At 62.3% G+C, this 21,418-nt stretch carries 22 protein-coding genes and 1 tRNA gene; 7 read left to right on the top strand and 16 right to left on the bottom strand.

Annotated elements, in window-relative coordinates; all coding sequences use genetic code 11:
• Positions 1 to 1,410: a GntP family permease gene (locus tag ESZ53_RS13090; protein WP_129073229.1), complete on the bottom strand. Its 1,410-nt coding sequence runs from the start codon at positions 1,408 to 1,410 to the stop codon at positions 1 to 3.
• Between the two features lie 23 nt (positions 1,411 to 1,433).
• Complete coding sequence (locus ESZ53_RS13085) at positions 1,434 to 1,955, bottom strand: gluconokinase (protein WP_210403804.1); 522 nt, start codon at positions 1,953 to 1,955, stop codon at positions 1,434 to 1,436.
• Between the two features lie 211 nt (positions 1,956 to 2,166).
• Here ESZ53_RS13085 and ESZ53_RS13080 point away from each other — a divergent pair, with 211 nt between their 5' ends.
• Complete coding sequence (locus tag ESZ53_RS13080) at positions 2,167 to 2,592, top strand: pyridoxamine 5'-phosphate oxidase family protein (protein ID WP_129073228.1); 426 nt, start codon at positions 2,167 to 2,169, stop codon at positions 2,590 to 2,592.
• Positions 2,593 to 2,596: 4 nt separating this feature from the next.
• Here the strand turns inward: ESZ53_RS13080 and ESZ53_RS13075 are convergent, their stop codons facing one another.
• Entirely contained in the window at positions 2,597 to 2,914 is a 318-nt protein-coding gene (locus ESZ53_RS13075; protein ID WP_129073227.1) for a putative quinol monooxygenase, read from the bottom strand.
• A 175-nt stretch (positions 2,915 to 3,089) separates the two neighbouring features.
• Here ESZ53_RS13075 and gndA point away from each other — a divergent pair, with 175 nt between their 5' ends.
• Positions 3,090 to 4,547, top strand: a complete 1,458-nt coding sequence (gndA, locus tag ESZ53_RS13070; protein ID WP_129073627.1) for an NADP-dependent phosphogluconate dehydrogenase — start codon at positions 3,090 to 3,092, stop codon at positions 4,545 to 4,547.
• A 120-nt stretch (positions 4,548 to 4,667) separates the two neighbouring features.
• Positions 4,668 to 5,039, top strand: a complete 372-nt coding sequence (locus tag ESZ53_RS13065; protein ID WP_129073626.1) for a hypothetical protein — start codon at positions 4,668 to 4,670, stop codon at positions 5,037 to 5,039.
• Here ESZ53_RS13065 and ESZ53_RS13060 read toward each other — a convergent pair.
• From ESZ53_RS13060 to ESZ53_RS13040, 5 genes are all read right to left on the bottom strand, one after another.
• Positions 5,036 to 6,739 carry a long-chain-fatty-acid--CoA ligase gene (locus tag ESZ53_RS13060; RefSeq protein WP_129073226.1) on the bottom strand — a complete coding sequence of 568 codons (1,704 nt, stop codon included), beginning with the start codon at positions 6,737 to 6,739 and terminating at the stop codon, positions 5,036 to 5,038. The two genes, ESZ53_RS13065 and ESZ53_RS13060, sit on opposite strands and share 4 nt — an antisense overlap.
• 65 nt (positions 6,740 to 6,804) lie before the next feature.
• Positions 6,805 to 7,782, bottom strand: a complete 978-nt coding sequence (locus tag ESZ53_RS13055; RefSeq protein ID WP_129073225.1) for a ribose-phosphate diphosphokinase — start codon at positions 7,780 to 7,782, stop codon at positions 6,805 to 6,807.
• A gap of 41 nt (positions 7,783 to 7,823) precedes the next feature.
• Positions 7,824 to 9,260 (bottom strand): bifunctional UDP-N-acetylglucosamine diphosphorylase/glucosamine-1-phosphate N-acetyltransferase GlmU, encoded by a 1,437-nt coding sequence (gene glmU / locus ESZ53_RS13050; protein ID WP_129073224.1) that lies wholly within the window; start codon positions 9,258 to 9,260, stop codon positions 7,824 to 7,826.
• A gap of 92 nt (positions 9,261 to 9,352) precedes the next feature.
• Entirely contained in the window at positions 9,353 to 9,688 is a 336-nt protein-coding gene (locus tag ESZ53_RS13045) for a hypothetical protein (protein ID WP_129073223.1), read from the bottom strand.
• Positions 9,689 to 10,001: 313 nt separating this feature from the next.
• Positions 10,002 to 10,073, bottom strand: a tRNA-Gln gene (locus tag ESZ53_RS13040).
• Between the two features lie 149 nt (positions 10,074 to 10,222).
• Between ESZ53_RS13040 and ESZ53_RS13035 the strand changes: the two genes are divergently transcribed.
• Together ESZ53_RS13035 and ESZ53_RS13030 are read left to right on the top strand one after the other, a co-directional pair.
• Positions 10,223 to 10,714, top strand: a complete 492-nt coding sequence (locus ESZ53_RS13035; protein WP_129073222.1) for a MarR family winged helix-turn-helix transcriptional regulator — start codon at positions 10,223 to 10,225, stop codon at positions 10,712 to 10,714.
• Positions 10,707 to 11,783, top strand: a complete 1,077-nt coding sequence (locus tag ESZ53_RS13030; protein ID WP_129073221.1) for a YeiH family protein — start codon at positions 10,707 to 10,709, stop codon at positions 11,781 to 11,783. The genes ESZ53_RS13035 and ESZ53_RS13030 overlap by 8 nt, the downstream gene beginning before the upstream one ends.
• Before the next feature lie 50 nt (positions 11,784 to 11,833).
• Here the strand turns inward: ESZ53_RS13030 and ESZ53_RS13025 are convergent, their stop codons facing one another.
• Both ESZ53_RS13025 and ESZ53_RS13020 read right to left on the bottom strand, forming a co-directional pair.
• Positions 11,834 to 12,337: a DoxX family protein gene (locus ESZ53_RS13025; RefSeq protein WP_129073220.1), complete on the bottom strand. Its 504-nt coding sequence runs from the start codon at positions 12,335 to 12,337 to the stop codon at positions 11,834 to 11,836.
• A complete protein-coding gene (locus ESZ53_RS13020) occupies positions 12,334 to 12,801 on the bottom strand; it encodes a DM13 domain-containing protein (RefSeq protein WP_129073219.1) in 468 nt (155 codons plus the stop codon). Before ESZ53_RS13020 ends, ESZ53_RS13025 begins: the two co-directional genes overlap by 4 nt.
• Positions 12,802 to 12,963: 162 nt before the next feature.
• On the opposite strand from ESZ53_RS13020, the gene ESZ53_RS13015 reads away from it, so the two are divergent.
• Positions 12,964 to 13,662 carry a response regulator transcription factor gene (locus ESZ53_RS13015; RefSeq protein ID WP_129073218.1) on the top strand — a complete coding sequence of 233 codons (699 nt, stop codon included), beginning with the start codon at positions 12,964 to 12,966 and terminating at the stop codon, positions 13,660 to 13,662.
• Positions 13,659 to 14,801 (top strand): cell wall metabolism sensor histidine kinase WalK, encoded by a 1,143-nt coding sequence (locus tag ESZ53_RS13010; protein WP_210403803.1) that lies wholly within the window; start codon positions 13,659 to 13,661, stop codon positions 14,799 to 14,801. The genes ESZ53_RS13015 and ESZ53_RS13010 overlap by 4 nt, the downstream gene beginning before the upstream one ends.
• Here ESZ53_RS13010 and ESZ53_RS13005 read toward each other — a convergent pair.
• The 6 genes from ESZ53_RS13005 to metG all read right to left on the bottom strand — a co-directional run bounded on the left by ESZ53_RS13005 (position 14,798) and on the right by metG (position 21,384).
• Complete coding sequence (locus ESZ53_RS13005; RefSeq protein WP_129073217.1) at positions 14,798 to 16,630, bottom strand: ABC-F family ATP-binding cassette domain-containing protein; 1,833 nt, start codon at positions 16,628 to 16,630, stop codon at positions 14,798 to 14,800. The two genes, ESZ53_RS13010 and ESZ53_RS13005, sit on opposite strands and share 4 nt — an antisense overlap.
• A gap of 19 nt (positions 16,631 to 16,649) precedes the next feature.
• Positions 16,650 to 17,588, bottom strand: a complete 939-nt coding sequence (locus tag ESZ53_RS13000) for a 4-(cytidine 5'-diphospho)-2-C-methyl-D-erythritol kinase (protein ID WP_129073216.1) — start codon at positions 17,586 to 17,588, stop codon at positions 16,650 to 16,652.
• A gap of 97 nt (positions 17,589 to 17,685) precedes the next feature.
• On the bottom strand, positions 17,686 to 17,913 hold the full coding sequence (locus ESZ53_RS12995) for a 4-diphosphocytidyl-2C-methyl-D-erythritol kinase (RefSeq protein WP_129073215.1): 228 nt from the start codon (positions 17,911 to 17,913) through the stop codon (positions 17,686 to 17,688).
• Between the two features lie 98 nt (positions 17,914 to 18,011).
• A complete protein-coding gene (gene rsmA, locus ESZ53_RS12990; RefSeq protein WP_129073214.1) occupies positions 18,012 to 18,842 on the bottom strand; it encodes a 16S rRNA (adenine(1518)-N(6)/adenine(1519)-N(6))-dimethyltransferase RsmA in 831 nt (276 codons plus the stop codon).
• Positions 18,839 to 19,807 (bottom strand): TatD family hydrolase, encoded by a 969-nt coding sequence (locus ESZ53_RS12985; RefSeq protein ID WP_246837322.1) that lies wholly within the window; start codon positions 19,805 to 19,807, stop codon positions 18,839 to 18,841. The genes rsmA and ESZ53_RS12985 overlap by 4 nt, the downstream gene beginning before the upstream one ends.
• A complete protein-coding gene (metG, locus tag ESZ53_RS12980; protein ID WP_129073213.1) occupies positions 19,804 to 21,384 on the bottom strand; it encodes a methionine--tRNA ligase in 1,581 nt (526 codons plus the stop codon). Before metG ends, ESZ53_RS12985 begins: the two co-directional genes overlap by 4 nt.
• Positions 21,385 to 21,418 lie beyond the last annotated feature (34 nt).

Below are 21,418 nucleotides of genomic sequence, written 5' to 3'. Positions count from 1 at the left end.
CTAGAACATTCCGGCGACGATGAAAATGACGAACGCGATCGCGAAGCCCATGACACCGACGAGTGCTTGGCCAACGGTCCACGTGCGCAGGGTGGTCTGGGTGTCCATGCCGAAGAAGCGGCTGACCAACCAGAAGCCCGAGTCGTTGACGTGACCAGCAAACACTGAACCGGCGGCGAGCGCGAGCACGATGGCTGCCAGTTCGACGGGGTTGAGGCTGGCATCGGCCATCACTACCGGCTGAATGAGCGCTGCCGCCGTGGTGAGTGCCACCGTGGCCGAACCCTGAGCAACACGGATGATCGCAGCGATCACAAAACCCGCCACGATGAGCGGCATGCCGATCGACTCGAGCGAGGTCGCAATGCTGGCACCAATTCCGCTGGCGCGAAGAACGCCACCGAACATTCCACCGGCACCTGTGATGAGGATGATCGAGCTGACCGGGCCGAGCGCGCTGTCGACGATCGTCTCAATGAGCGTGCGCTCCTTGTTGCGCTTCCAGCCGAGCAACCACATGGCAAAGACCACGGTGATAAGTAGCGCGATCGGGGTTTCACCGAGCAGGCGAAGAACCTGAACAACGGGGCTTTCGATGTCGACGACACCAGCAGTAGCGAGCGCGTTGAGGCCGGTGTTCATGAAGATCAGAACGAGGGGCAGCAGGAGCAAGAAGAGAATCGTGCCGAGCTTGGGGTTCGACTTGAACTGGGCAGCCTTCTCGTCATCCTGACTTCCAAAGAGGATGTCGGGGATGGCGATGTCAAAGCGCTTACCGGTCCAGGTACCGAACTTGTAACCGACGACGTACCAGGTGGGCAGGGCAACGATGAGACCGAAGATGAGGACGAGGCCGACGTCGGCACCGAGAAGACCGGTAGCGGCGACGGGGCCGGGGTGCGGCGGAACGAAGATGTGCATGACCGAGAATGCGACAGCCGAGGGGAAGGCATAGAAGAGCAGCGATCCACCGAGACGACGAGCCACGGTGAAGATGATCGGCAACATGACCACAAGACCGGCGTCGAAGAAGATGGGGAAACCCATCATGAGAGACGCGACAGCGAGGGCCAACGGTGCACGCTTCTCACCAAAACGACCGATGAGCGAATCGGCGAGCACTTGCGCTCCCCCACTCATTTCGAGCATCCGCCCGAGCATGGCTCCCAAACCGACCAGCAACGCAACGCTCGCGAGAGTGCCACCGAAGCCCGACGTGAGAGTCGGGATTATCTGGTTCGTCGGAATACCGGCAGCCACGGCAGTCACGAGGCTGACGATGATCAGAGAGAGGAACGCGTGAACGCGGCCCACGATGATCAGCAGCAGCAACAGCGCAATCGCGCCTGCGGCCAGCAGGAGAAGGCCCCACGTGGGCAACTCCCACAGCAGTTGGAGGTCGGTCATCATTGTCCTAACTTCTTTTGTGCAGCTCAGTCGACGAACGCGTCGGTGAGGTCTTTTTTGATGGACCGGACAATGTCGTCCGGAGTCTGGGTGAGGTCGACGAGCACACCGCGCTCATCGTCCTGAAGGGGTTCGAGCGTGTCGAACTGGGAATCGAGCAAGCTGTTGGGCATGTACTCGTGATTGCGGTGCGACTGGCGTTCGGCGATGACTTCGCGTTCGCCGCGCAGGTGCACAAAAACAGTCGTGGGCGCATGGGCCGCGAGCGTATCGCGGTACGAGCGCTTGAGCGAAGAGCAGGCAACGATGATGGGGTTGCCGTCAGCGAGTTCGGCGCCGATTCGTTCGGCGATGATCTCAAGCCACGGTGCGCGGTCTTCGTCGTTGAGCGCATGACCGGCGGCCATCTTCTCTTTGTTGGCGCGAGGGTGAAGGTCGTCGCCGTCAATGAACTGCATGCCCAATTCGGCGCCGAGGGCTGCGCCAACGGTCGACTTACCTGATCCAGAGACACCCATCACGATGAGGGGTGGAAATTGTGAAGCCACGGTCTTCCTAACATTCGACGCATCGTTACGTCTGATATCAATCTGACCAGTGTGCCTTAAAACAGACTTATTACAAACTGTCTGAGCAAATATCTCCTAACAAGGATGGGCGGATGTTCCTCTCGCGCCCGCCCCGGGCAGAGTTCCCCGGCAGAATCCCCTAGCTTCCTCCGCGTGGCGGTGGGAGAATGAGGCAAGGGAAGGAATTGCTATGAGCGAGAACCTGAACGATCCGGTGGAGCAACTCACACCGGAGACCTGCTGGGAATTGCTGCGCACCGCCACTCTGGGCAGGATCGCTGTGAGCTTTCAGGGAGAGCCTGAGATAACCCCGGTGAATTTCATCGCCGTCGACAATCGACTGATGTTGCGAACAGCGCAAGGGACCAAACTGCTCAAGCTCACGATCAATGATCGCGTCGCTTTCGAGACCGACTACGTGGGCCCGCACACTGCGTGGAGCGTGGTGGCCAAGGGAACGGCGCGCATCGTCGAATCTCAAGATGAGATTTACGACGCCGACCAACTACCGCTGACACCGCTGATCCCGACGCTTAAATACGTCTGGGTAGAGATCACGCCAACGGAAGTTTCTGGGCGACGCTTCACGCTCGGGCCGGAGCCCGAGCGCTACTAGCGGCTTAGAGCGCGCCTTTGCCCGACGTCCCAATAGGAATCGCGGTCATGCGAGTGACAGCGACTTCAGCGGTCAGGTACTGACCAATCTCTCCGACAAGAGCAGCAACAGCGGGGCTGCTGCCGTGGTCGTCGAGAAGCGCTTCCGACTCCCACTTTTCGATCATGACTAGAGTGCCATCCGCCGCTTCGTGAATGGCGTAGAGCTCACAACCGGGCTCGTCATGCACAAGAGGAAGCGCGGTGTGGAGCGCGGCAACAACCGCATCCCTGCTGTCGGGGCGAATGTGAAAAATAGCGGTAACGATCACTGGTTGAGTCATGGTGCCACGCTACTCCTCGCCCCCTGCGTTTCCGCAAGGCAAGTATGACGACGACGAGGAAGGCTGAATGGATGCCGCGAGCCTGCTGCGCGGTGTGCCCTAGGCTTGATCACTGGGCCAGCCAGCCGTGCTGAATCGGCCCGCCACTTTGTCCCAGAGTCAAGGAGTGAACGATATGACCGCTGCTGAGCAAGCATCCGCAAACATTGGCGTAGTAGGGCTCGCAGTTATGGGCTCCAACCTCGCCCGCAACCTCGCGAGCCGCGAGGGCAACACCGTTGCCATCTACAACCGCTCCTACTCGAAGACCGAGACCCTGCTCACTGAGCACCCCGAAGCAAACTTCGTTCCGGCATCCACTTACGAAGAATTTGCGGCGTCGCTGTCGAAGCCCCGCACCGCCATCATCATGGTGCAGGCCGGCAAGGGCACGGATGCCGTAATCGACGCTCTCACCGAAGCGTTCGAGCCCGGTGACATCATCGTCGACGGCGGCAACGCGCTCTTCACCGACACCATCCGCCGCGAGAAGGCAGTGCGCGAAACCGGCATCAACTTCGTCGGTGCGGGAATCTCCGGTGGCGAAGAGGGCGCACTGCTCGGCCCGTCGATCATGCCCGGCGGTTCCGCTGAAGCGTGGGAGACCCTCGGCCCGATCCTCAAGTCGATCGCCGCTGTTGCCGAAGGCGAGCCCTGCGTTACCCACGTGGGCACCGACGGTGCAGGTCACTTCGTCAAGATGATTCACAACGGCATCGAATACGCCGACATGCAGCTCATCGCTGAGGCCTACGACCTCATCCGCCAGGGCACCGGCGCGACCCCGGCCGAGATCGCCGACATCTTCGCCGAGTGGAACAAGGGCGAGCTCGAGAGCTACCTCATCGAGATCACCGCCGAGGTTCTGCGCCAGGTCGACGCCAAGACCGACAAGCCCCTCGTGGACATCATTCTCGACCAGGCTGGTTCCAAGGGAACCGGCGTGTGGACAGTACAGACCGCCCTCAACCTCGGAGTACCCGTTTCGGGCATCGCCGAAGCCGTGTTCGCTCGCGCCGTCTCGTCGAAGCCTGCTCAGCGTGCGGCAGCCGCAGCGCTGCCCGGCCCGAGTTCGGTGCCCGCCATCGAAGAAAAAGCAGCTTTCATTGAGGATGTTCGCCAGGCTCTCTACGCCTCGAAGATCATCGCGTACAGCCAGGGCTTCGACGCGATCGTCGCCGGCGCTGAAGAGTACAACTGGGACATCAAGAAGGGCGAGATCGCCAAGATCTGGCGCGGTGGTTGCATCATCCGTGCGCGCTTCTTGAACCGCATCACCGAGGCCTACGCCGAGAACCCCGGTCTCGTGGCTCTCGTCACGGCGCCGTACTTCACCGACGCGATGGCAGGCACGCAGGATTCCTGGCGCCGTGTGGTGGGTGGCGCTGCCGCCGCCGGCATCCCGACCCCCGCATTCTCGTCGTCGCTTGCCTACTACGACAGCCTGCGCGCACCGCGCCTGCCTGCTGCCCTCGTTCAGGGACAGCGCGACTTCTTCGGCGCTCACACCTACAAGCGCGTCGACATGGATGGCACCTTCCACACACTGTGGTCGGGCGACCGTAGCGAAATCGAAGCGACGGACTCGCACTAAGCGGGTTCACTCACTACCTGCACTAACAAAGATGGCGGCGGACCTCGGTTCGCCGCCATCGCCGTTTCTGAGCGGCCGCGCGGGGCGATCCTCAGCGGTCAGTGACAGAATGGCATGACCATGAGCTTGTCTGACGAAAACCCCGAACTCGACGGCTACGTACCCCACGGAGAACGCCCGCTACGATCACGCGCCTTCAAGTCCGTGATGCGGGTCGTTGTTGTTCTTGGCCTCATCGGCCTCGTTGTTCCCGGCATCGTTTCCGCAGCAGGCACCGCAAACAACACTGCGCATCGAACGTGCGCTATCTACACCGAATACCTTGCGCCCCAGGCCGTGTCCTACGACGTTCGTTTCGCGCTCACGGGCGACGGCGATCCCGGTTGGAAGTGTTACGCGATCTCGTTCAACGGTAGCGAAACTCTCTTGCGTTCACTCGGCCTCATCCCCGGCCCCGCCGTACTTCCGACGAGCCCGGCAGACAACACCTAGTCGTTCGCGAGCAGCTGCTCTCGCACTTCACGACGCAGAATCTTGCCGATGAGGGATCGCGGCAGTTCATCCACGATTTCGATTCGCTTAGGAACTTTGTACGCCGCGAGGTTCTGCCGCAACGCCTCGCGCACGGCACTCTCGTCGAGCGATGCTCCCGGCGCCAGCACGACCGCGGCGACGACATCTTCGCCACTGTGTTCGCTCGGCAGACCGACAACGGCGGCATCGGCGATGCCGTGCTGCTGCCGAAGGGCCTCCTCGACCTCGCTCGGCGCCACGTTGAAACCCCCCGTGATGATGAGCTCTTTGATGCGGTCGACAATCCGGACGAACCCGCTCGGATCGACCGTGACGATGTCGCCGGTGCGGAACCAGTCTGAGCCTGAGTCAGTCGCCTTCACGAAGACCACGGCTGTCTCTTCTGGCTTATCCCAATAGCCGGAGAACACCTGCGGGCCACGGGCCAGCAACTCGCCCTCCTCGCCCGGTGCTCGGTCGACCGTAGGATTCTCCGGGTCCACGACCCGAATCTCGGTGCTCGGTAGCGGCAGCCCGATGGAGCCGGGGCGACGTGTGGGGCCCACCGGATTGCAAATGAGAAGGGGGCTCGTTTCAGAGAGGCCATAGCCCTCAACCAAGGTTCCACCAGTACGTGCCTCCCACGGTTGCACGACGGAGGGCGACAACGGCATTGCTCCAGAGATCGCGACCTCAATACCTTTGAGCGACACTCCCGCCGCATCTGCCGCGGCTGTAAGTCTTTCGAAGATAGGAGGCACCGCTGGCAAGAAGGTGGCCGGTCGCTTCTTGATGACCGCCAAGACTAGCTCCGGGTCAAACTTGGGGAAGAGCACGAGACGCGCGCCCATGCTCATCGCAAACGTGAGGCAGAGCGTAAGGCCATAGGCGTGGAACATCGGCAGTACGGCGTAGATGACCGCGCTACCCCGAGGAACAGCCGGAACCCACGCCCGTGCTTGAGCCGCGTTGGCCGAGAGATTGAGGTGGCTGAGCATCGCGCCCTTGGGGCTGCCCGTTGTGCCACTGGTGTATTGGATGAGCGCAAGATCGCTCGCGACGGGGCGCACGATGCGCTCGTCGATTCGTTCGGATTTGAGCAGGTCTTCCCACACGATGGTGCCCTGCACTGACGTGGTGAGAGCCGCACGCGATTCCCGCGCCTTCGCGATGGGCAAGCGCAGCAGAGTGCGCGTCTTCAGCGGCATGGCTCGTGTGACATCGACCGAGATGATCGTTTCGGCCGCGGCATCCACCGGCATCTCCTGCAGAGTGTTAACGACGTTGTTCCACGCGATAACAACGCGGGCGCCATGGTCTTCAAATTGGTGGCGCAACTCGCGCGGCGTGTACAGCGGATTGTGCTCGACGACGACGCCGCCGACACGCAACACGGCGTAGAAAGCGACGATGTGCTGGGGGCAGTTCGGCAGAACGAGAGCGACAGTGTCGCCCTTTTGAACGCCCAGCAAACGCAGCCCTTCAGCCGCCCGGTCGATCTGCTCGCCGAGTTCGGCGTACGTGGTTTCGTTGCCGAAGAATTCGAGCGCGACAGCACGCGGATACTCCGCAATGGTCGCCGCCACGAGATCGTACAGCGACCCTTCGGGCAATGTAATTTCGTGGGCAACGCCCTCGGCGTAGCTAGAGAACCAGGGTCGATCGGACAACGCAGTCATGACTTAACTGTATGCCGCCAACAGTGCAACCGATTACATCTGGGGCACTAAAAACGTCGAGAAATTTAGGCGGCACCGTCGAACATCGAGGTCACCGATCCGTCGTCGAATACTTCGTGGATGGCGCGAGCCAGCAGCGGAGCGATCGGCAAAATGGTGAGGGTGGGGAACCGCTTGTGTTCCGGCACGGGCAGGGTGTCGGTGACAACGACAGAGTCGATGAAGTCGCTCTGCAAGATTGTCGGAGCCGGGTCAGAGAAGATGGCGTGAGTTGCCGCTACAACGACCTTGAGGGCGCCAGCTTTCTTGAGCGCCTCTGCAGCCTTGACGATTGTTCCACCGGTGTCGATCATGTCGTCAACGAGCAGGCAGACGCGGCCATCGACGTCACCGACGATGTCGTGAACCGTAACCTGGTTGGGGACCAGCGGGTCGCGGCGCTTGTGGATGATGGCCAGCGGAGCACCGAGCTTGTCGCTCCAGATGTCGGCGACGCGAACGCGGCCCATGTCGGGGCTCACGACCGTCAGGGTGGAAGGGTCGAGCTGCTTCTGGAAATGCTCGAGGAGCACGGGCATGGCGAAGAGGTGGTCAACGGGGCCGTCGAAGAAGCCTTGAATCTGGGCAGCGTGCAGGTCGACGCTCATGATGCGGTCGGCGCCAGCAGCCTTGTAGAGATCAGCGATGAGACGGGCGCTGATCGGCTCGCGGCCACGGCCCTTCTTGTCTTGACGGGCGTACGGGTAGAAGGGCGAGACAACGGTGATGCGCTTGGCAGAGGCTCGCTTGAGGGCATCCACCATGATCAGCTGTTCCATGAGCCATTCATTGATGGGCTCGGTGTGCGACTGGATGACGAAGGCGTCGCAACCGCGAACACTCTCGTCGTAGCGAGCATAAATCTCACCATTGGCAAAGGTGCGTGCGTCAGTGGGTACGAGGTCGCTACCCAGCTCAGCGGCGATGTCGATCGCGAGCTGCGGGTGTGCGCGCCCGGAAACAAGCACGAGTCGTTTTTGACCGGAGATCTTGATGCTGGCCACTGGGGGGACTCGCTCTCTGCCGCGGTTACGGCGTACTTCGGTCAGGCGTTGTTTTCGTCGGTTGCTGCGGCGGCTGCGTGAGCCGCTGCAGTGCCCGCGCGATTGGTTTCAACCCAGCCACTGATATTGCGCTGCGGAGCGACGGTGATGCCCAAGGAGCCTGCCGGTACATCTTTTCGGATGACCGAGCCGGCTCCGGTGTACGCTCCGTCACCAATCCTAACCGGAGCGACGAAGACGTTGTGCGACCCGGTGCGCACGTGGGCGCCCACCACCGTTCGGTTCTTGTTCACTCCGTCGTAATTCGCGGTGATGGTGCCGGCACCCACATTGGACTGTTCGCCCACTTCGGTGTCGCCGATGTAGCTGAGGTGCGGAACCTTGCTGCCCTCGCCGATGGTGGAGTTTTTGGTCTCCACGAAGGTGCCGATCTTGCCGTTGACGCCGAGTTTTGTATTGGGGCGAAGGTACGCGAACGGGCCGACAGACGCGTTGGCACCGATCACGCTAAGCGTGGCATCCGTGCGCTTCACAACCGCATTCTCGCCAACTTCACAGTCGACCAGAGTGGTGTCTGGGCCAATGATGGCGCCCGACTGCACGAGCGTGGCGCCCTTCAGCTGAGTACCGGGCAGGATTTCGACGTCCGCGTTCAGTGTGACGTCGGCGTCGATCCACGTGGTGGCGGGGTCTTCGATGGTGACTCCCGCGCGCTGCCACTTTTGCACGATGAGCTCGTTCATGCGGCGAGCTGCTTCGGCCAACTGCACGCGGTCGTTGACTCCCGCGACCATCCAACCGGCGGTAACGGGCATCGCAGCCACGGTAGCGCCGACTCCGCGAAGCAGGCCAACGACATCCGTGATGTATTTCTCGGACTGAGCGTTATCCGTCGTGATGCGCACGAGTTGCTCGCGCAGCGGACCAACCTGGAACGCATACGTGCCCGAGTTGATCTCAGTGATCGAAAGCTCGTCAGAGTTCGCATCTTTCTGCTCCACAATGCGATCGAGGCCGCCGTGAGCATCACGCACGACGCGGCCATAGCCGGTGGCGTCATCAAGAATCGCTGACAGCACGGTAGCTGCGGCCGACTGCGCGCGGTGCTGCTCGAGCAATGCCGCGAGGGTGGCCGAGTCGAGAAGCGGGACGTCACCGCTGACGACAACGACATCCCCGTCGAAGTCGGCAGGCAAAGAATCGACCGCGACCTCAACAGCGCGACCAGTGCCGGCGACATCGTCTTGATCAACGATCAGGATGTCGGGCATGAGCTCGGTGAGCGTCGCCACCACCTCATCACGCTGGTGACGAACCACCGCGATCACGTGATCCGGGTTCAGCTCGCGCGCCGAGGCGACAACGTGGCCGATAAGCTCGCGGCCGGCAAGGCGGTGCAACACCTTGGGCTTGGCAGACTTCATGCGAGTGCCTTGGCCAGCGGCGAGAACAATGACGGCGAGTTTGTGTTCGGTCATAGTTCTATTCTGCCCTGAATGAGCGGCGCTCAGAACGCGCACCCAGAAACTCGGGAACGAGGAGAAGCGAGATATTCTTCGGGATCGCGCGGTTAGCGGTTCAAGCTGTCCTGGTAAGCAGCGGCCGCGGCGTCGAGCTCCTCCGATTCCACGAACGGATCGTCCGGAATCAGATAAGGACGATCGATGCTCGTGCCGTTGGAACATAGGTAGTCGTCGTGCCAGTCGTCGTCATAAGTCGGCTCCCAAATACAGAGCCATCCCCCTCTCGCTTCGCTTTCGGCGGGTTGTTGATCTGCGGAGTTTTCGCCTTCGGCCTGAAGGGGCTCCGGAGATGGTTGATAGTCGTCTTGGCTGTCGAAATAGGACGAACACCCCGCGAGCGCGAGCACAGCCACGAACAGGACAACTACAGAGCGGCGATACATTGGCGGCCAAGCCTCTCGGATTTAAGCGGTGAGCGAGTCAGGAATCATCCAGAGATTACAGTGGCATTCAGCCGCCAGCCAGCCCCCAACTCAGGGTTCAACGCAGGTCGCGCAATAACCCCAATGCAACCCCTGAAGCAGCCGGCTGCACGGTCCTCGACCCAGCAAACGCCGCAGGTCGCCCGACCGGCCTGAGAAAGCAAAAAGCCGGAACCTCGACGTGACGTCGGGTTCCGGCTTTTTCTTTGCCCTGAAATCCTTCTAGAAGGGTTTTCGACAATAGGAGCGCTTGGGTTTCTAGAACCTCATAAAGCTCCGCCTCTAGGATTCGAACCTAGACTGGACAGCTCCAAAGGCTGCCGTGCTGCCGTTACACCAAAGCGGACCGCACCCGAAGGCGCGCATCAATTCTGCCAGATCATTGGCACTCTGTCGTGCACTTAGCCCGATTCGGAGGCTTCGCACACGTTTCTTTGGTGTTCGGGGGTGCGTTTGTGGCACACATCCGGGCATCGAAGCTGAGATAATAACCGGATGCCCCAACGCGACGAAGTCGACCGAATTGTCGAAGCGTGGTCGCGCGAGCGCCCCGATCTCGACTTTGCGCCGTTGCATGTTCTCAGCCGCGTCGGTCGTCTCGCGAAGCATCTCGAGCGGGCCCGCCGGTCGGCGTTCGCCGTTGCCGGCGTTGAGCCGTGGGAGTTCGACGTGCTCTCAGCCCTGCGCAAAGCGGGCGCGCCGTACCAGTTGAGCCCTACCGCCTTGGTGCAGCAGACGATGGTGTCGAGCGGCACTATGACGAACCGCATCGACCGCATGGTGGCGCGCAAACTTGTCGAGCGACGCACTGACCCCAATGATGGCCGCGGCGTGATTGTGATGATGACGGCGAGCGGGCGCGAACGCGTCGACGAAGCGATCACCTCACTCGTGCACGACGAGACGGTGCTGCTCGCCCGCATGTCTCCGCTAGAACAAGAACGATTGAGCTCGCTGCTCAGAAAGTTGAGCCTCGACGGTGAATAACCTGCAAGTCCCGACCGCTTTTCGCCGCAACTCCCCCGGGCTCGGTCTCGCACTTGCCGCTTTCGCTCTCGCTGTACTCATCAGTTTTCTTGTGCCGGCTATTCCCACGCTGACCGCGTGCGTGGTGTTGGGCATCCTGTTCGCCGCCCTGCCGTGGCGCAGTTCGGTTCGAGCGGAAGTAAAGCCCGGGCTCGCGATCGCCGCTCGCCGCCTGCTGCGCATCGGTGTTGTCTTGCTTGGCTTCAAGTTGAGCCTCGTGAACATCGCCGAACTGGGCTGGCTCGTGCTCGGCATGATCGTCGCGATCGTCGTCATCACATTCTTCTTCACGTGGGGGCTCGGACGGATGCTGCGCCTGCCCGGCCAGCAGCCCGTGCTGATTGCGGCTGGATTTTCAATCTGTGGCGCCTCGGCCATCGGTGCAATGGCGGGCGTTACGCGCGCGAAGGACTCTGACACGGCCACCCCGATCGCGCTTGTCACGCTGTGTGGCACCCTCGCGATCGCCCTGCTCCCTGCGCTACGCCCGCTTCTCGGCCTCGATACTGCCGAGTTCGGCATGTGGGTGGGCGCGAGCGTGCACGATGTCGGCCAGGTTGTTGCTACGGCTCAGATAGCGGGAGCAACCGCCCTCGCTGTTGCGGTTGTCGTCAAGCTGACCCGAGTCGCCATGCTCGCGCCGATGGTTGCGCTCGCTGGCGTCGTGGCCGCGCGGGCTGACCGCGTGCAGGCTGCGGCCGCGAGTACTGCGGGTGAGCCTGCTGCTGATCGCGGCGAGGTCAAGCGCCCCGCCATCCTGCCCCTGTTTGTTGTCGGATTCTTGGCGGCGGTGCTGGTGCGCACGTTCGTTCCGCTGCCCGACGGTTTTCTGGAGGCTGCTGGCTACGGCCAAGAGCTAGTTCTCGGCATGGCCCTCTTTGGGCTCGGCGCCTCGATCAGCATGGGCAACCTCGTCCGTACGGGCGGTCGGGCCCTTGTGGTCGCACTCATCTCGTGGGCGGTTATTGCCCTGCTCTCCTACGGCGCGGTAGAAATCGCCCGCGCCGCAGGAGTGGCCGCTCTGGGCTAACGCCAGCGCGAACGCCAGAGCCGGCGCACTAGCCAGAGCCAGCGCACTCGCTAGAGCCAGCGCCGAACCTGAGCCGAGAACCACCGGGTCTCGGGCTTCTTTCGCTTCACGAGTTTCTCGACGATCGTGGTGACCGAGATCCGAGAAGCACTAACGACGAAAGCCACCGTGACCACGGAGAGTGCCAGCATGATGGGATACTCCTCGATCAGCTGATCGGCCGACCAATACGACAAGAGCGTTGCGGCACTCATGAGTGCGGCTGGGAAAGTCAGCACGCCCAGGATGAGGGCGATGCCGAGTCCGACCTCGAGAGCCGGAATGGCCCAGCCGAAGAAACCGGGGGCGCCGCCGAGGAAGGTCGCGGTGAACGCTTCGAAGCCGTCGGCTACCCGATTGTTGGATGCCGTGCTGTCGACGACCAGGCCGATGTCGGCGCCGTCGAATCCTGCCTTGATCTTGAAGAGACCTTCGTTCAACCACAGGATGCCGAGGCCGACCCTCGCCGCTCCCGTGATGACGGAAGCGACGAGGGAAAGCGCACGGTTCATCATGAGAGGAGTGCTGATCCGAAGATTGCCTTGACCTTGTCGCAGTAGATGACGACGGTGTCGTAACCGGAAACATCCATAGCGTCGAAGGTGAAGGTCTGGCTGGCTTCGTCGTAGGCGACGGCGTCGATCTGCATGCCACCCGCTACGGCGTCCTCGTCATTGCCGTTGGTGAGGTAGATGTTGAGGTCGGGGCCTTCGTCTGAGGAGTAGCCCTCGAGTACGATCTCCGTGCCACTGACAGTTACGGTTCCTGCGACCGAGTGCTCGCCGGCGCCTTCGAAGGTTCCGGTGTGCTCTTCGTGCATCATTTCCGCGTCAGTGTCCGTGCCGGCCTCTGTCTCCGTCGTCGACGATTCCGGGGCAGTGGATTCGCTGCTGGTGGTGTCAGTGGCTGCACCGCTGCAGGCGCTGAGCATGAGCGAAAGGGCGAGGATGGCGGCGGCGGGAATAGCTGTTTTTCTCATGAGGGAGTTTCCTAAGTTCGTAGTGTGTGGATGAAGCCAGCGAGTCAATGACGCGGTGACGGTTACGAACCTAAGCCGGGCATACGGCGAAAGTGACGGATGTTTCAAGAGCGTAAGAATTGAAACCGGTATTCCCTCGGGCGGCCGCTCTAGGCTGGGGCTATGGAGAACAAGGCGAGCGTAACCATCGTGGAAGACGATGCGACAGTGCTTTCGGTTGTCACCGAATACCTGCGTGCGCGCGGATATTCCGTTACGGGCATTAGCGACGGAATCGACGCGCGCGATGCTCTGCGCGGTCCCCTCCCCGACGTGCTTATCCTCGACCGAATGCTGCCCGGTGTCGGCGGCGACGAACTTTGTCGCCAGGCGCGCGCCGCATCCGCGCAACTGCCCATCATCATGCTGACCGCTCTGGATGCCGTGGAAGAACGCATCGATGGTCTTGAACACGGTGCCGATGACTACATCGCAAAGCCGTTCTCGTTGCGGGAATTGCAACTGCGCGTGGACGCCATGGTGCGCCGCTCACGCAGCTCGCATGTGTCATCCGAACCGTTTACGCTTGGCCCTTTTCGCGTCGACCAGGCGCGTCGTTCGATCTTGCTCGAGGGCAACGAAATGACACTCACGACCCGCGAGTACGAGCTCTTTCTCTTTCTGTTGCAAAACCCCGAGCGAGTGCTGAGCCGCGACGACATCCTGCGAGAGGTGTGGGGTTGGAGTTTTGGCGAAGCCTCCACCGTCACCGTGCATGTGCGCCGGCTGCGCGAGAAAATCGAACCCGACGCCCGATACCCGCGCTTTCTCCTCACGGAGTGGGGCAAGGGCTACCGCTTCACTGTGAAGGATGCCGCATGATTCTCAGCCTAAGCGAATGGCTCCTCATTCTCGCTACCGCCGCGGTCTGCACCGCCGCGGTCATGCTGGTCGCGATGCTCGTGCTGCGCCTCAATCGCCGCCGCACGATCGCGTTCCAGTTCACGGTGGTCGTGATAGGCGCGATCCTCTCGATCGCGCTCTCTACCGTCGTGATCACCGCGCAAATGCACTTCACGAGCCACGACCTGCAAATCGTTCTCGGAGTCGTCGGCATCTCGGCGCTCATGAGTCTCGGGGCCGCGCTCGTGAGTGGGCGAGCCGTGCGGCGGGCGTTCGCTGCTCTGCGCGAATCCGTGGCGCGAGTCGGTGCTGGCCACGTGGTCGAGCCCACTGCGGGCACGTGGAAAGAGGTCGCCGAGGTCTCTACCCAGCTCTCGGAGGCATCCGAAAAGCTCGCTGCCGCCCGCGATGAAATTGCTCGGCTCGACGCATCGCGCCGCCAGTTCTTCGCGTGGATCTCGCACGACCTGCGCACTCCCCTGACCGGCATCAGCGCCCTCGCCGAAGCGCTCGACGCGGGAGTCGTGGACGACCCCAGCGATTACCTGCGCCAGATTCGCGCTCAGGTCGGCACGATGAACCGCCTCGTTGATGACCTTTTCGAGCTCTCGCTCATCCAGAGCGGCACCCTGAAACTCCGCCCCGAGAACATGGAACTGCTCGATATTGTGTCGGATGCCGTTGCCGACGTCAGCCAGTTGGCGGCGGCCCGCGGCATCCAAATCACGCATGCTGGCGTGGAGGGGCGGATGCTGTGGGCCGATCCCCACGAGCTCACGCGCGTGGTCGTGAACCTGCTCACCAACAGCATCCGGTACGCCCCCGCGCACTCGCAGATTCTCGTCAGCGCCGACCAACGTGACGACACCAGTCTGGTGCTGTCAGTGCTCGATCAGGGCAGCGGGGTCGCCAGCGAAGACCTCAGCCACATGTTTGAGGTTGGGTGGCGCGCGACCGAAGCGCGCACCCCGGAGAAGGAGTCAAGCGGTTCGAGCGGCGCGGGCCTCGGCCTTGCCATCGTGCGTGGCATTGTCGAAGCCCACGGCGGCGGCGTCAACGCCGAGAACGGGCCCGAAGGGTTCCGTCTCAACGTCGCGCTGCCGACAGTCGCAGCCTAAGAGAGCAGTTCGTCGAGTTCGAGCCAGCGGGTCTCGACAGTGTCGAGAGCCTCCTGTAGAGCCTGCTGTTCGCCCACGAGGGCGCCCAAACCGGCAAAGTCTGACTGGTCATGGGTCGCCATGCGCTGGTGAAGATCTGCAATTTGATCTTGCAACTTCTTCATCTTGCGAGCGGCAGCAGCGTGCTCCTTCTGCGAGTTGCGCAATTCAGCACCGCCCAGCTTCGGCTTCGCTTTCGCGGCTGTGGCATCCGGAGCACCTGCGGCAGCACCGCTCGCACCAGTGGAGCCCTTGAGCTGCTGCGTGCGCAATTCGAGGTACTGATCGACACCACGCGGCAGGTGGCGGAAGCCGCCCTCCATCACCGCGTACTGCTGGTCCGTGACGCGCTCAAGCAGGTACCGGTCGTGGCTCACGACGAGCAGTGTTCCGGGGTAGGTGTCGAGAAGGTCCTCAATGGCCGCAAGCATGTCGGTGTCGAGGTCGTTAGTGGGCTCATCGAGAATCAGAACGTTCGGCTCCGAGAGCAAAATGAGCAGCAGCTGCAGGCGACGCTTCTGACCACCCGAGAGATCTTTCACCGGGGTGGAGAGCTGCGTGCTCGTGAAGCCAACGCGCTCGAGCATCTGGGTGGGCGTCATCTCCTTGCCGCCCGTGACATAGGTGCTCTTGTGGCGACCGATGACCGTGCTAACACGTTCATTCCAGATGTCTTCAAGCTCCGCAAGCTGCTGCGTGAGGGTGGCAACCTTGATGGTCTTACCGCGCTTCACACGACCGCTGGTCGGCAGGAGCGTTCCGGAGACGAGCGAGAGCAGCGTCGACTTTCCGGCACCGTTGACGCCCAGGATGCCCGTGCGCTCGCCGGGAGCGATGCGCCACGTGACGTCGTTGAGCACCGTCTTCTCACTGGAGACGCCCGACGCCGGATCGATTACCGGGTAGGTGACGGTGACGCCCTCGAGGTCGACGACATCCTTGCCGAGTCGCTGCATCGCCATCGACGACAGCGAGACGCTATCGCGGGCTGGCGGCTCGTTTTCGATCAAATCGTTGGCCGCATCGATGCGGAACTTGGGCTTGGTCGTGCGCGCGGGAGCACCGCGACGCAACCATGCCAACTCTTTACGCATGAGGTTCTGACGCTTCGACTCAGAGGCGGCCGCCATGCGGTCACGCTCAACGCGCTGCAGAATGTAGGCCGCGTAGCCCCCCTCGAAGGGCTCGATCAGGCGATCGTGAACCTCCCATGTGGCGGTACAAATCTCATCGAGGAACCACCGGTCGTGAGTGACGACCAGCAGCCCACCGGCGTTAGTCGACCAGCGACGCTTGAGGTGGCCCGCGAGCCACGAAATGCCTTCGACGTCGAGGTGGTTAGTGGGCTCATCCAAGAAGATGACATCCCAGTCGCCAATCAGCAGAGCGGCTAACGCGACCCGTCGACGCTGACCACCGGAGAGATCGCCAACCTTGGCCTCCCACGGGATGTCAGCAGCAAGTCCGGCAATAACGTCGCGAACCTTGGGGTCGCCCGCCCACACGTGCTCATCGATGTCGCCGATGACGGTCTCGTGCACGGTCTTGGTGCCATCGAGTTCATCGGCCTGATCGAGCATGCCCAGGGTGACGCCGTTGCGCCGGGTTACGCGCCCCTCGTCGGGGTCGAGCTTGCCCGAGAGCATACGCATAAGGGTGGTTTTGCCGTCACCGTTGCGACCGACGATACCGATACGGTCGCCCTCGTCGAGGCCGATCGTGACATTGTCGAAGATTACGCGGGTCGGAAATTCAAGATGAAGGGACTCAGCGCCAAGAAGGTGTGCCATTCGGGCAAGCCTACTGCGGTTAGTCGGTAATGATTCGCGCTCCGTGCACGGGACCGGTCGCTCGCACCACATTCATTTGCGCCGCACTGAGTGCAATTTGCAGTTCAAGGGCTGAATCGAGATCAGCCGCGAGGAACGCAACCGTCGGGCCGGAGCCCGAAACGATACCTGCGAGCGCCCCGTTTTTCTCGCCGAGTTCGATCACGCCGGCGAGCGAGGGCGCCATTTTGAGGGCGGGAGCCTGAAGGTCATTATGAAGGGCCTCAGCGAGCATGTGCGGGTCGCCGGCACGCAAAGCTTGCAACACATCGGAGTCAACCGAAGGCGCTACTTCGGCGGGAAAAATATCTTGGGCATACTGCTGGCGGTGCTCGTCGAGAGCGGTGTACACCGCGGGGGTCGACAGCCCCTCGTTAGAGAGCGCCAAAACCCACTGAAACTGGCCCTTGGCGAGTGCGGGGCTGAGCTGGTCGCCGCGACCGGTTCCGATAGCGGTTCCGCCGGTGAGCGCGAAGGGCACGTCGGCACCGAGCTCGGCGGCAAGGCTCAACATTTCTTCGCGAGAGATCGCGGTGCCCCAAAGCGCATCGCACGCCAAGAGAGTTGCCGCGGCATCCGCAGAGCCACCGCCCATGCCGCCGGTTACCGGAACGTGCTTCTCGATCTCAAGGCGCGCGCCGCCGCGATACCCCGTGCGGCGGGCTAGCAGCCGAGCAGCCTTGATCGCAATATTTGAGCCATCGGTGGGCACACGAGAAAGATCGACAGCGCCGGTCACCGATACCGAGAAGTCGTCAGCCTGGAAAGCGCGCACATCTTCACACAGCGAAACCGCTTGGTACGCGATGGCGACGTCGTGATAGCCGTCGTCGAGCAATGAGCCGACCTTGAGGAAGACGTTGATCTTGCCGGGGGCACGAGCGTGAACCATGGTGGAGGCTGCCGGGACGGAAGTCATGAACCAAACTTACCTTGTGGAACGGACCGGTCTGTGCGCAGGCTGGGGATAACGGGCCGCCACGAAAAATCGTGAAGGTCTCGTTACCGCGCTGAAACTACTGCGAAATACTGAGCCCTCGTACCGCCGCGTAGCGCGCCGTCACTGACTCGGCCCACTCGGGGCTGACCTGCGCGGCATTGGCTTCAAACCACGTCAGAAACTCAGCGTGCTGCCACTTCGTTGCCCCGGCCATATCGAGAAAAGCGAACCACTCGTCGGGATGCCGCCCCGTTCCTTCCAGAACGTCGCGGTCACTGGGGGTGGGGTTCGTTGCTTCCGACATGAGGCCAACCTACCGTCGTTTGGCACCAAACGGAATGGTGGATGCGGCCACACTGCTCAGAACGCAGCGTTCCTGCTCGCTACGCAGTGCGGTGTTGGCTACGCAGCGCGCGCGATGGCCAGGAAGTCGAGAACCGTGAGCTCCTCGCCCCGGGCGGTCGGCGCGATGCCCGCCGCAATGAGCCGGTCGGACGCAGCCGTTGAGCTGCCCAACACACTCGAGAGCGACTGACGCAACATTTTGCGACGCTGCTGGAAGGCGGCATCCACGAGAGCGAACGTTGCCTTACGCTCCTCGATCGTGCCGGGCTGTTCGCGGCGTTCAAAACGCACGAGCACGGAGTCGACGTTGGGCACGGGCCAGAAAACTTGGCGGCTCACAAGCCCAGCGGTGGAGAACTCTCCGTACCAGGCGGCCTTGATGCTCGGCGAACCATAAACCTTGCTGCCGGGGCCGGCGGCGACGCGATTGCCGACTTCAGCCTGCACCATCACGAGACCGCGGTCGAGCGAATCGAAGTGCTCCAAGAAGTGCAGCAGCACGGGCACCGACACGTTGTACGGCAAGTTGGCGACGAAAACGCGGGGCTCGTTGGGCAGCTCGGTGACGCGCATCGCGTCGTCAGTGATGACCGTGAGCTGAGCATCCGGCTGCAACTGGCTAACCGTGATCGGCAACTGGGCAGCGAGGCGCTTGTCGATTTCGACGGCGACGACGGATGCACCGGTCTCGAGAATTCCGAGCGTCAACGAGCCAAGCCCGGGACCGACCTCGACCACCGTTTCACCCGAGACGACGTGCGCGGCTTTGACGATGCGGCGCACTGTGTTGGGATCGATGACGAAGTTTTGGCCCAGCTTCTTGGTGGGCTGAATGCCGAGCAGATCAGCGAGATCGCGGATCTCGGCGGGGCCGAGAAGGGTGCTCATCGTGTGCCTGCGTTCTGTGGGGTAGATGCTGCCGAGCGCGCTGGTGCTGGCGCAGTGCCGTCGGGAAGTTCGGTATCCCACGAACCATAAACGGCCTCGGTGGTGGCCGCGAGTTGCGCCGAGAGTTCGAGCTCGCTGATTTCGAGATGCGCCGCCATCGCGCGCACGGTGTGCGGCATCAGGTACGGCGCATTCGGCCGGCCACGCAGCGGATGCGGCGTGAGATAGGGAGCATCGGTTTCGACCATGATGCGGTCGAGATCGATCACCGAAAGCGCTTCGCGAAGGTTGGCCGCGTTCTTGAACGTCACCGTTCCAGCGAAGGACAAGAACCAGCCGTTGTCGGCGGCAATGCGTGCCATTGCGGCATCGCCCGAGAAGCAGTGGAAGACCGTGCGCTCGGGAGCACCGACCCGCAACAACGTCTCGATGACGGCGTCGTGGGCGTCGCGATCGTGGATCTGCAGCGCAAGGCCGTGCCGCTTGGCGATCGCAATGTGCTCTTCAAAAGAGCGGAACTGCGCGGGGCGACCCTCGTCGTCCGTGCGAAAGAAATCGAGCCCCGTTTCGCCGATGGCGCGCACTCGCGGAAGCGCGGCAAGTTCATCGATGGCGGCGAGCGCAGCATCCAACTCCCCCGCTGCTTCGAGCTCGGGGGCGTCGTTCGGGTGGATGGCGACCGCCGCGAGAACCCGCGGGTTGGTGGCTGCCAGTTCAGCAGACCAGCGACTCGTGGCGACATCCGTACCGACCTGCACGACGCCACGCACACCGACCGAGGCTGCGCGCGCGAGGTGCTCGGTGAAGTCGAGCGCTCCGTCGGGCCCACCGTCAGCGATCTCGAGGTGCGTGTGATTGTCATAGACAACGCCCTCGAGAGGCTCCGGCAGCGGCGGATACTGCGTCTTCTCGGAGGCATTCTCGTCGGCGCTGCGGTGACGCTGCCTTATGAACGGTTCGGTCACGCCGTGCTGCTCTCGGCATCCACTTCAATGCGCGGGAACAGCGACGATTCGAGAGCCGTGACGCGACCGGAGTGCGACCAGTTCTGAGCGTCGTCGATGCGCTGCTCGCGCAGTTCGCCGACACCACCAATGGCGGTCCAGAGCTTGTGGGTTGCCTTGGGCAGCACCGGTGACAGCAGGATGGCGAGCGTGCCCAAACCGTTGACGGTTGTGGCCAGCACGGTGCCGAGGCGTTCGCGGTTGGCGGGGTCTTTCGACAGCGCCCACGGCTCTTGCTCGGTGATGTACCCGTTGAGTTCATCCACGAGTTGCCACACCGACGAGAGTGCGTCGTTGATGGCGAACTTGTCGATGAACGCGTTCGAGTTCTCGGTGGCACGCTTCTGGGTCGCAATAATTGCTTCGTCGGATGCCGTGAGCTCACTGAGCTTCGGAATCTCCCCATCGAAGTACTTATTCACCATCGCGATGACGCGCGAGGCAAGGTTGCCGAAGCCGTTGGCGAGCTCTGCTTGGTAGCGCGCGCTCAGGTCTTCCCAGCTGAAGGAGCCGTCTTGACCGAAGGTAATGGCGCTCATGAAGTAGTAGCGGAACGCATCCGAACCGAAGGTGTCAGTGATCTGACTCGGAGCGATACCGGTGAGCTTCGACTTGGACATCTTCTCGCCACCGACGAGCAACCAGCCGTGGCCGAAGACGGCACGCGGCACCGGAAGGTCTGCTGCCATGAGCATGGCGGGCCAGATAACCGCGTGGAAACGAGCGATGTCTTTGCCGACGAGTTGCACGGCAGGCCAGCGCTTGGCGAACTGTTCATCGTCGACGCCGTAACCGATCGCGCTGATGTAGTTGAGCAGAGCGTCGAACCAAACGTACACGACGTGGCTTTCATCCCACGGAACCTTGACACCCCAGTCGAAGCTGGAGCGCGAGATCGAGAGGTCGTCGAGTCCCTGCTTGACGAACTGAATGATTTCGTTGCGCACGCTCGCGGGCTGAACGAAGTCGGGCTGGCTTTCATAGAGGTCGAGCAGTCGCTGCCCGAAGTCGCTCATCCGGAAGAAGTAGTTCTTCTCCTTGAGGATCTCTACGGGGCGCGAGTGAATCGCGCAGACAAGTTGGCCCTTGTAGTCGCCATCGGGAGCCGTGACGAGGTCGTCGAGCTGCTTGTACTCTTCACAACCAACGCAGTAGTAGCCCTCGTACTCGCCCGCGTAGATGTGGCCGTCGTCGTACAGGCGCTGCAAGAACGTGGCAACGGCCTTCTCATGACGCTCATCGGTCGTGCGAATGAAGTCGTCGTTGGCGATGTCGATGGTCTCGAGCAGCGGCTGCCAGGAGTCGGCGACGAGACGGTCGGCCCACTCTTGCGGAGTCGTGTTGTTGGCAACGGCGGTGCGCAGAATCTTCTGGCCGTGCTCGTCGGTGCCCGTGAGCAGCCAGGCGTCTTCACCCCGCTGACGGTGCCAGCGCGCAAGAACGTCGGCGGCCACCTCCGTATACGCGTGCCCGATATGGGGAACGTCGTTTACATAGAAGATGGGCGTCGCAATGTAGAAGGAGTCGCCGGCAGACATGCCTTCATTGTATTCGCCCGTGCCCGCCGGTTAC

The organism is Salinibacterium sp. UTAS2018 (assembly GCF_004118935.1).
Taxonomy (GTDB): domain Bacteria; phylum Actinomycetota; class Actinomycetes; order Actinomycetales; family Microbacteriaceae; genus Rhodoglobus.
The sequence above is the reverse complement of the archived record's forward strand: the minus strand, read 5'-3'. Positions and strand labels throughout refer to the sequence as shown.

Excerpts from the sequence above, each read along its gene's own strand:
- ESZ53_RS13000 (WP_129073216.1), bottom strand. The coding sequence starts at position 17,588 with ATGACTTCCGTCCCGGCAGCCTCCACCATGGTTCACGCTCGTGCCCCC.
- ESZ53_RS13065 (WP_129073626.1), top strand. The coding sequence starts at position 4,668 with ATGAGCTTGTCTGACGAAAACCCCGAACTCGACGGCTACGTACCCCAC.
- ESZ53_RS13025 (WP_129073220.1), bottom strand. The coding sequence starts at position 12,337 with ATGATGAACCGTGCGCTTTCCCTCGTCGCTTCCGTCATCACGGGAGCG.
- ESZ53_RS13060 (WP_129073226.1), bottom strand. The coding sequence starts at position 6,739 with ATGACTGCGTTGTCCGATCGACCCTGGTTCTCTAGCTACGCCGAGGGC.
- glmU (WP_129073224.1), bottom strand. The coding sequence starts at position 9,260 with ATGACCGAACACAAACTCGCCGTCATTGTTCTCGCCGCTGGCCAAGGC.
- ESZ53_RS13015 (WP_129073218.1), top strand. The coding sequence starts at position 12,964 with ATGGAGAACAAGGCGAGCGTAACCATCGTGGAAGACGATGCGACAGTG.
- ESZ53_RS13010 (WP_210403803.1), top strand. The coding sequence starts at position 13,659 with ATGATTCTCAGCCTAAGCGAATGGCTCCTCATTCTCGCTACCGCCGCG.
- ESZ53_RS13035 (WP_129073222.1), top strand. The coding sequence starts at position 10,223 with ATGCCCCAACGCGACGAAGTCGACCGAATTGTCGAAGCGTGGTCGCGC.
- ESZ53_RS13005 (WP_129073217.1), bottom strand. The coding sequence starts at position 16,630 with ATGGCACACCTTCTTGGCGCTGAGTCCCTTCATCTTGAATTTCCGACC.
- metG (WP_129073213.1), bottom strand. The coding sequence starts at position 21,384 with ATGTCTGCCGGCGACTCCTTCTACATTGCGACGCCCATCTTCTATGTA.
- ESZ53_RS13080 (WP_129073228.1), top strand. The coding sequence starts at position 2,167 with ATGAGCGAGAACCTGAACGATCCGGTGGAGCAACTCACACCGGAGACC.
- gndA (WP_129073627.1), top strand. The coding sequence starts at position 3,090 with ATGACCGCTGCTGAGCAAGCATCCGCAAACATTGGCGTAGTAGGGCTC.
- ESZ53_RS13075 (WP_129073227.1), bottom strand. The coding sequence starts at position 2,914 with ATGACTCAACCAGTGATCGTTACCGCTATTTTTCACATTCGCCCCGAC.
- ESZ53_RS12995 (WP_129073215.1), bottom strand. The coding sequence starts at position 17,913 with ATGTCGGAAGCAACGAACCCCACCCCCAGTGACCGCGACGTTCTGGAA.
- ESZ53_RS13045 (WP_129073223.1), bottom strand. The coding sequence starts at position 9,688 with ATGTATCGCCGCTCTGTAGTTGTCCTGTTCGTGGCTGTGCTCGCGCTC.
- rsmA (WP_129073214.1), bottom strand. The coding sequence starts at position 18,842 with ATGAGCACCCTTCTCGGCCCCGCCGAGATCCGCGATCTCGCTGATCTG.
- ESZ53_RS13020 (WP_129073219.1), bottom strand. The coding sequence starts at position 12,801 with ATGAGAAAAACAGCTATTCCCGCCGCCGCCATCCTCGCCCTTTCGCTC.
- ESZ53_RS13090 (WP_129073229.1), bottom strand. The coding sequence starts at position 1,410 with ATGATGACCGACCTCCAACTGCTGTGGGAGTTGCCCACGTGGGGCCTT.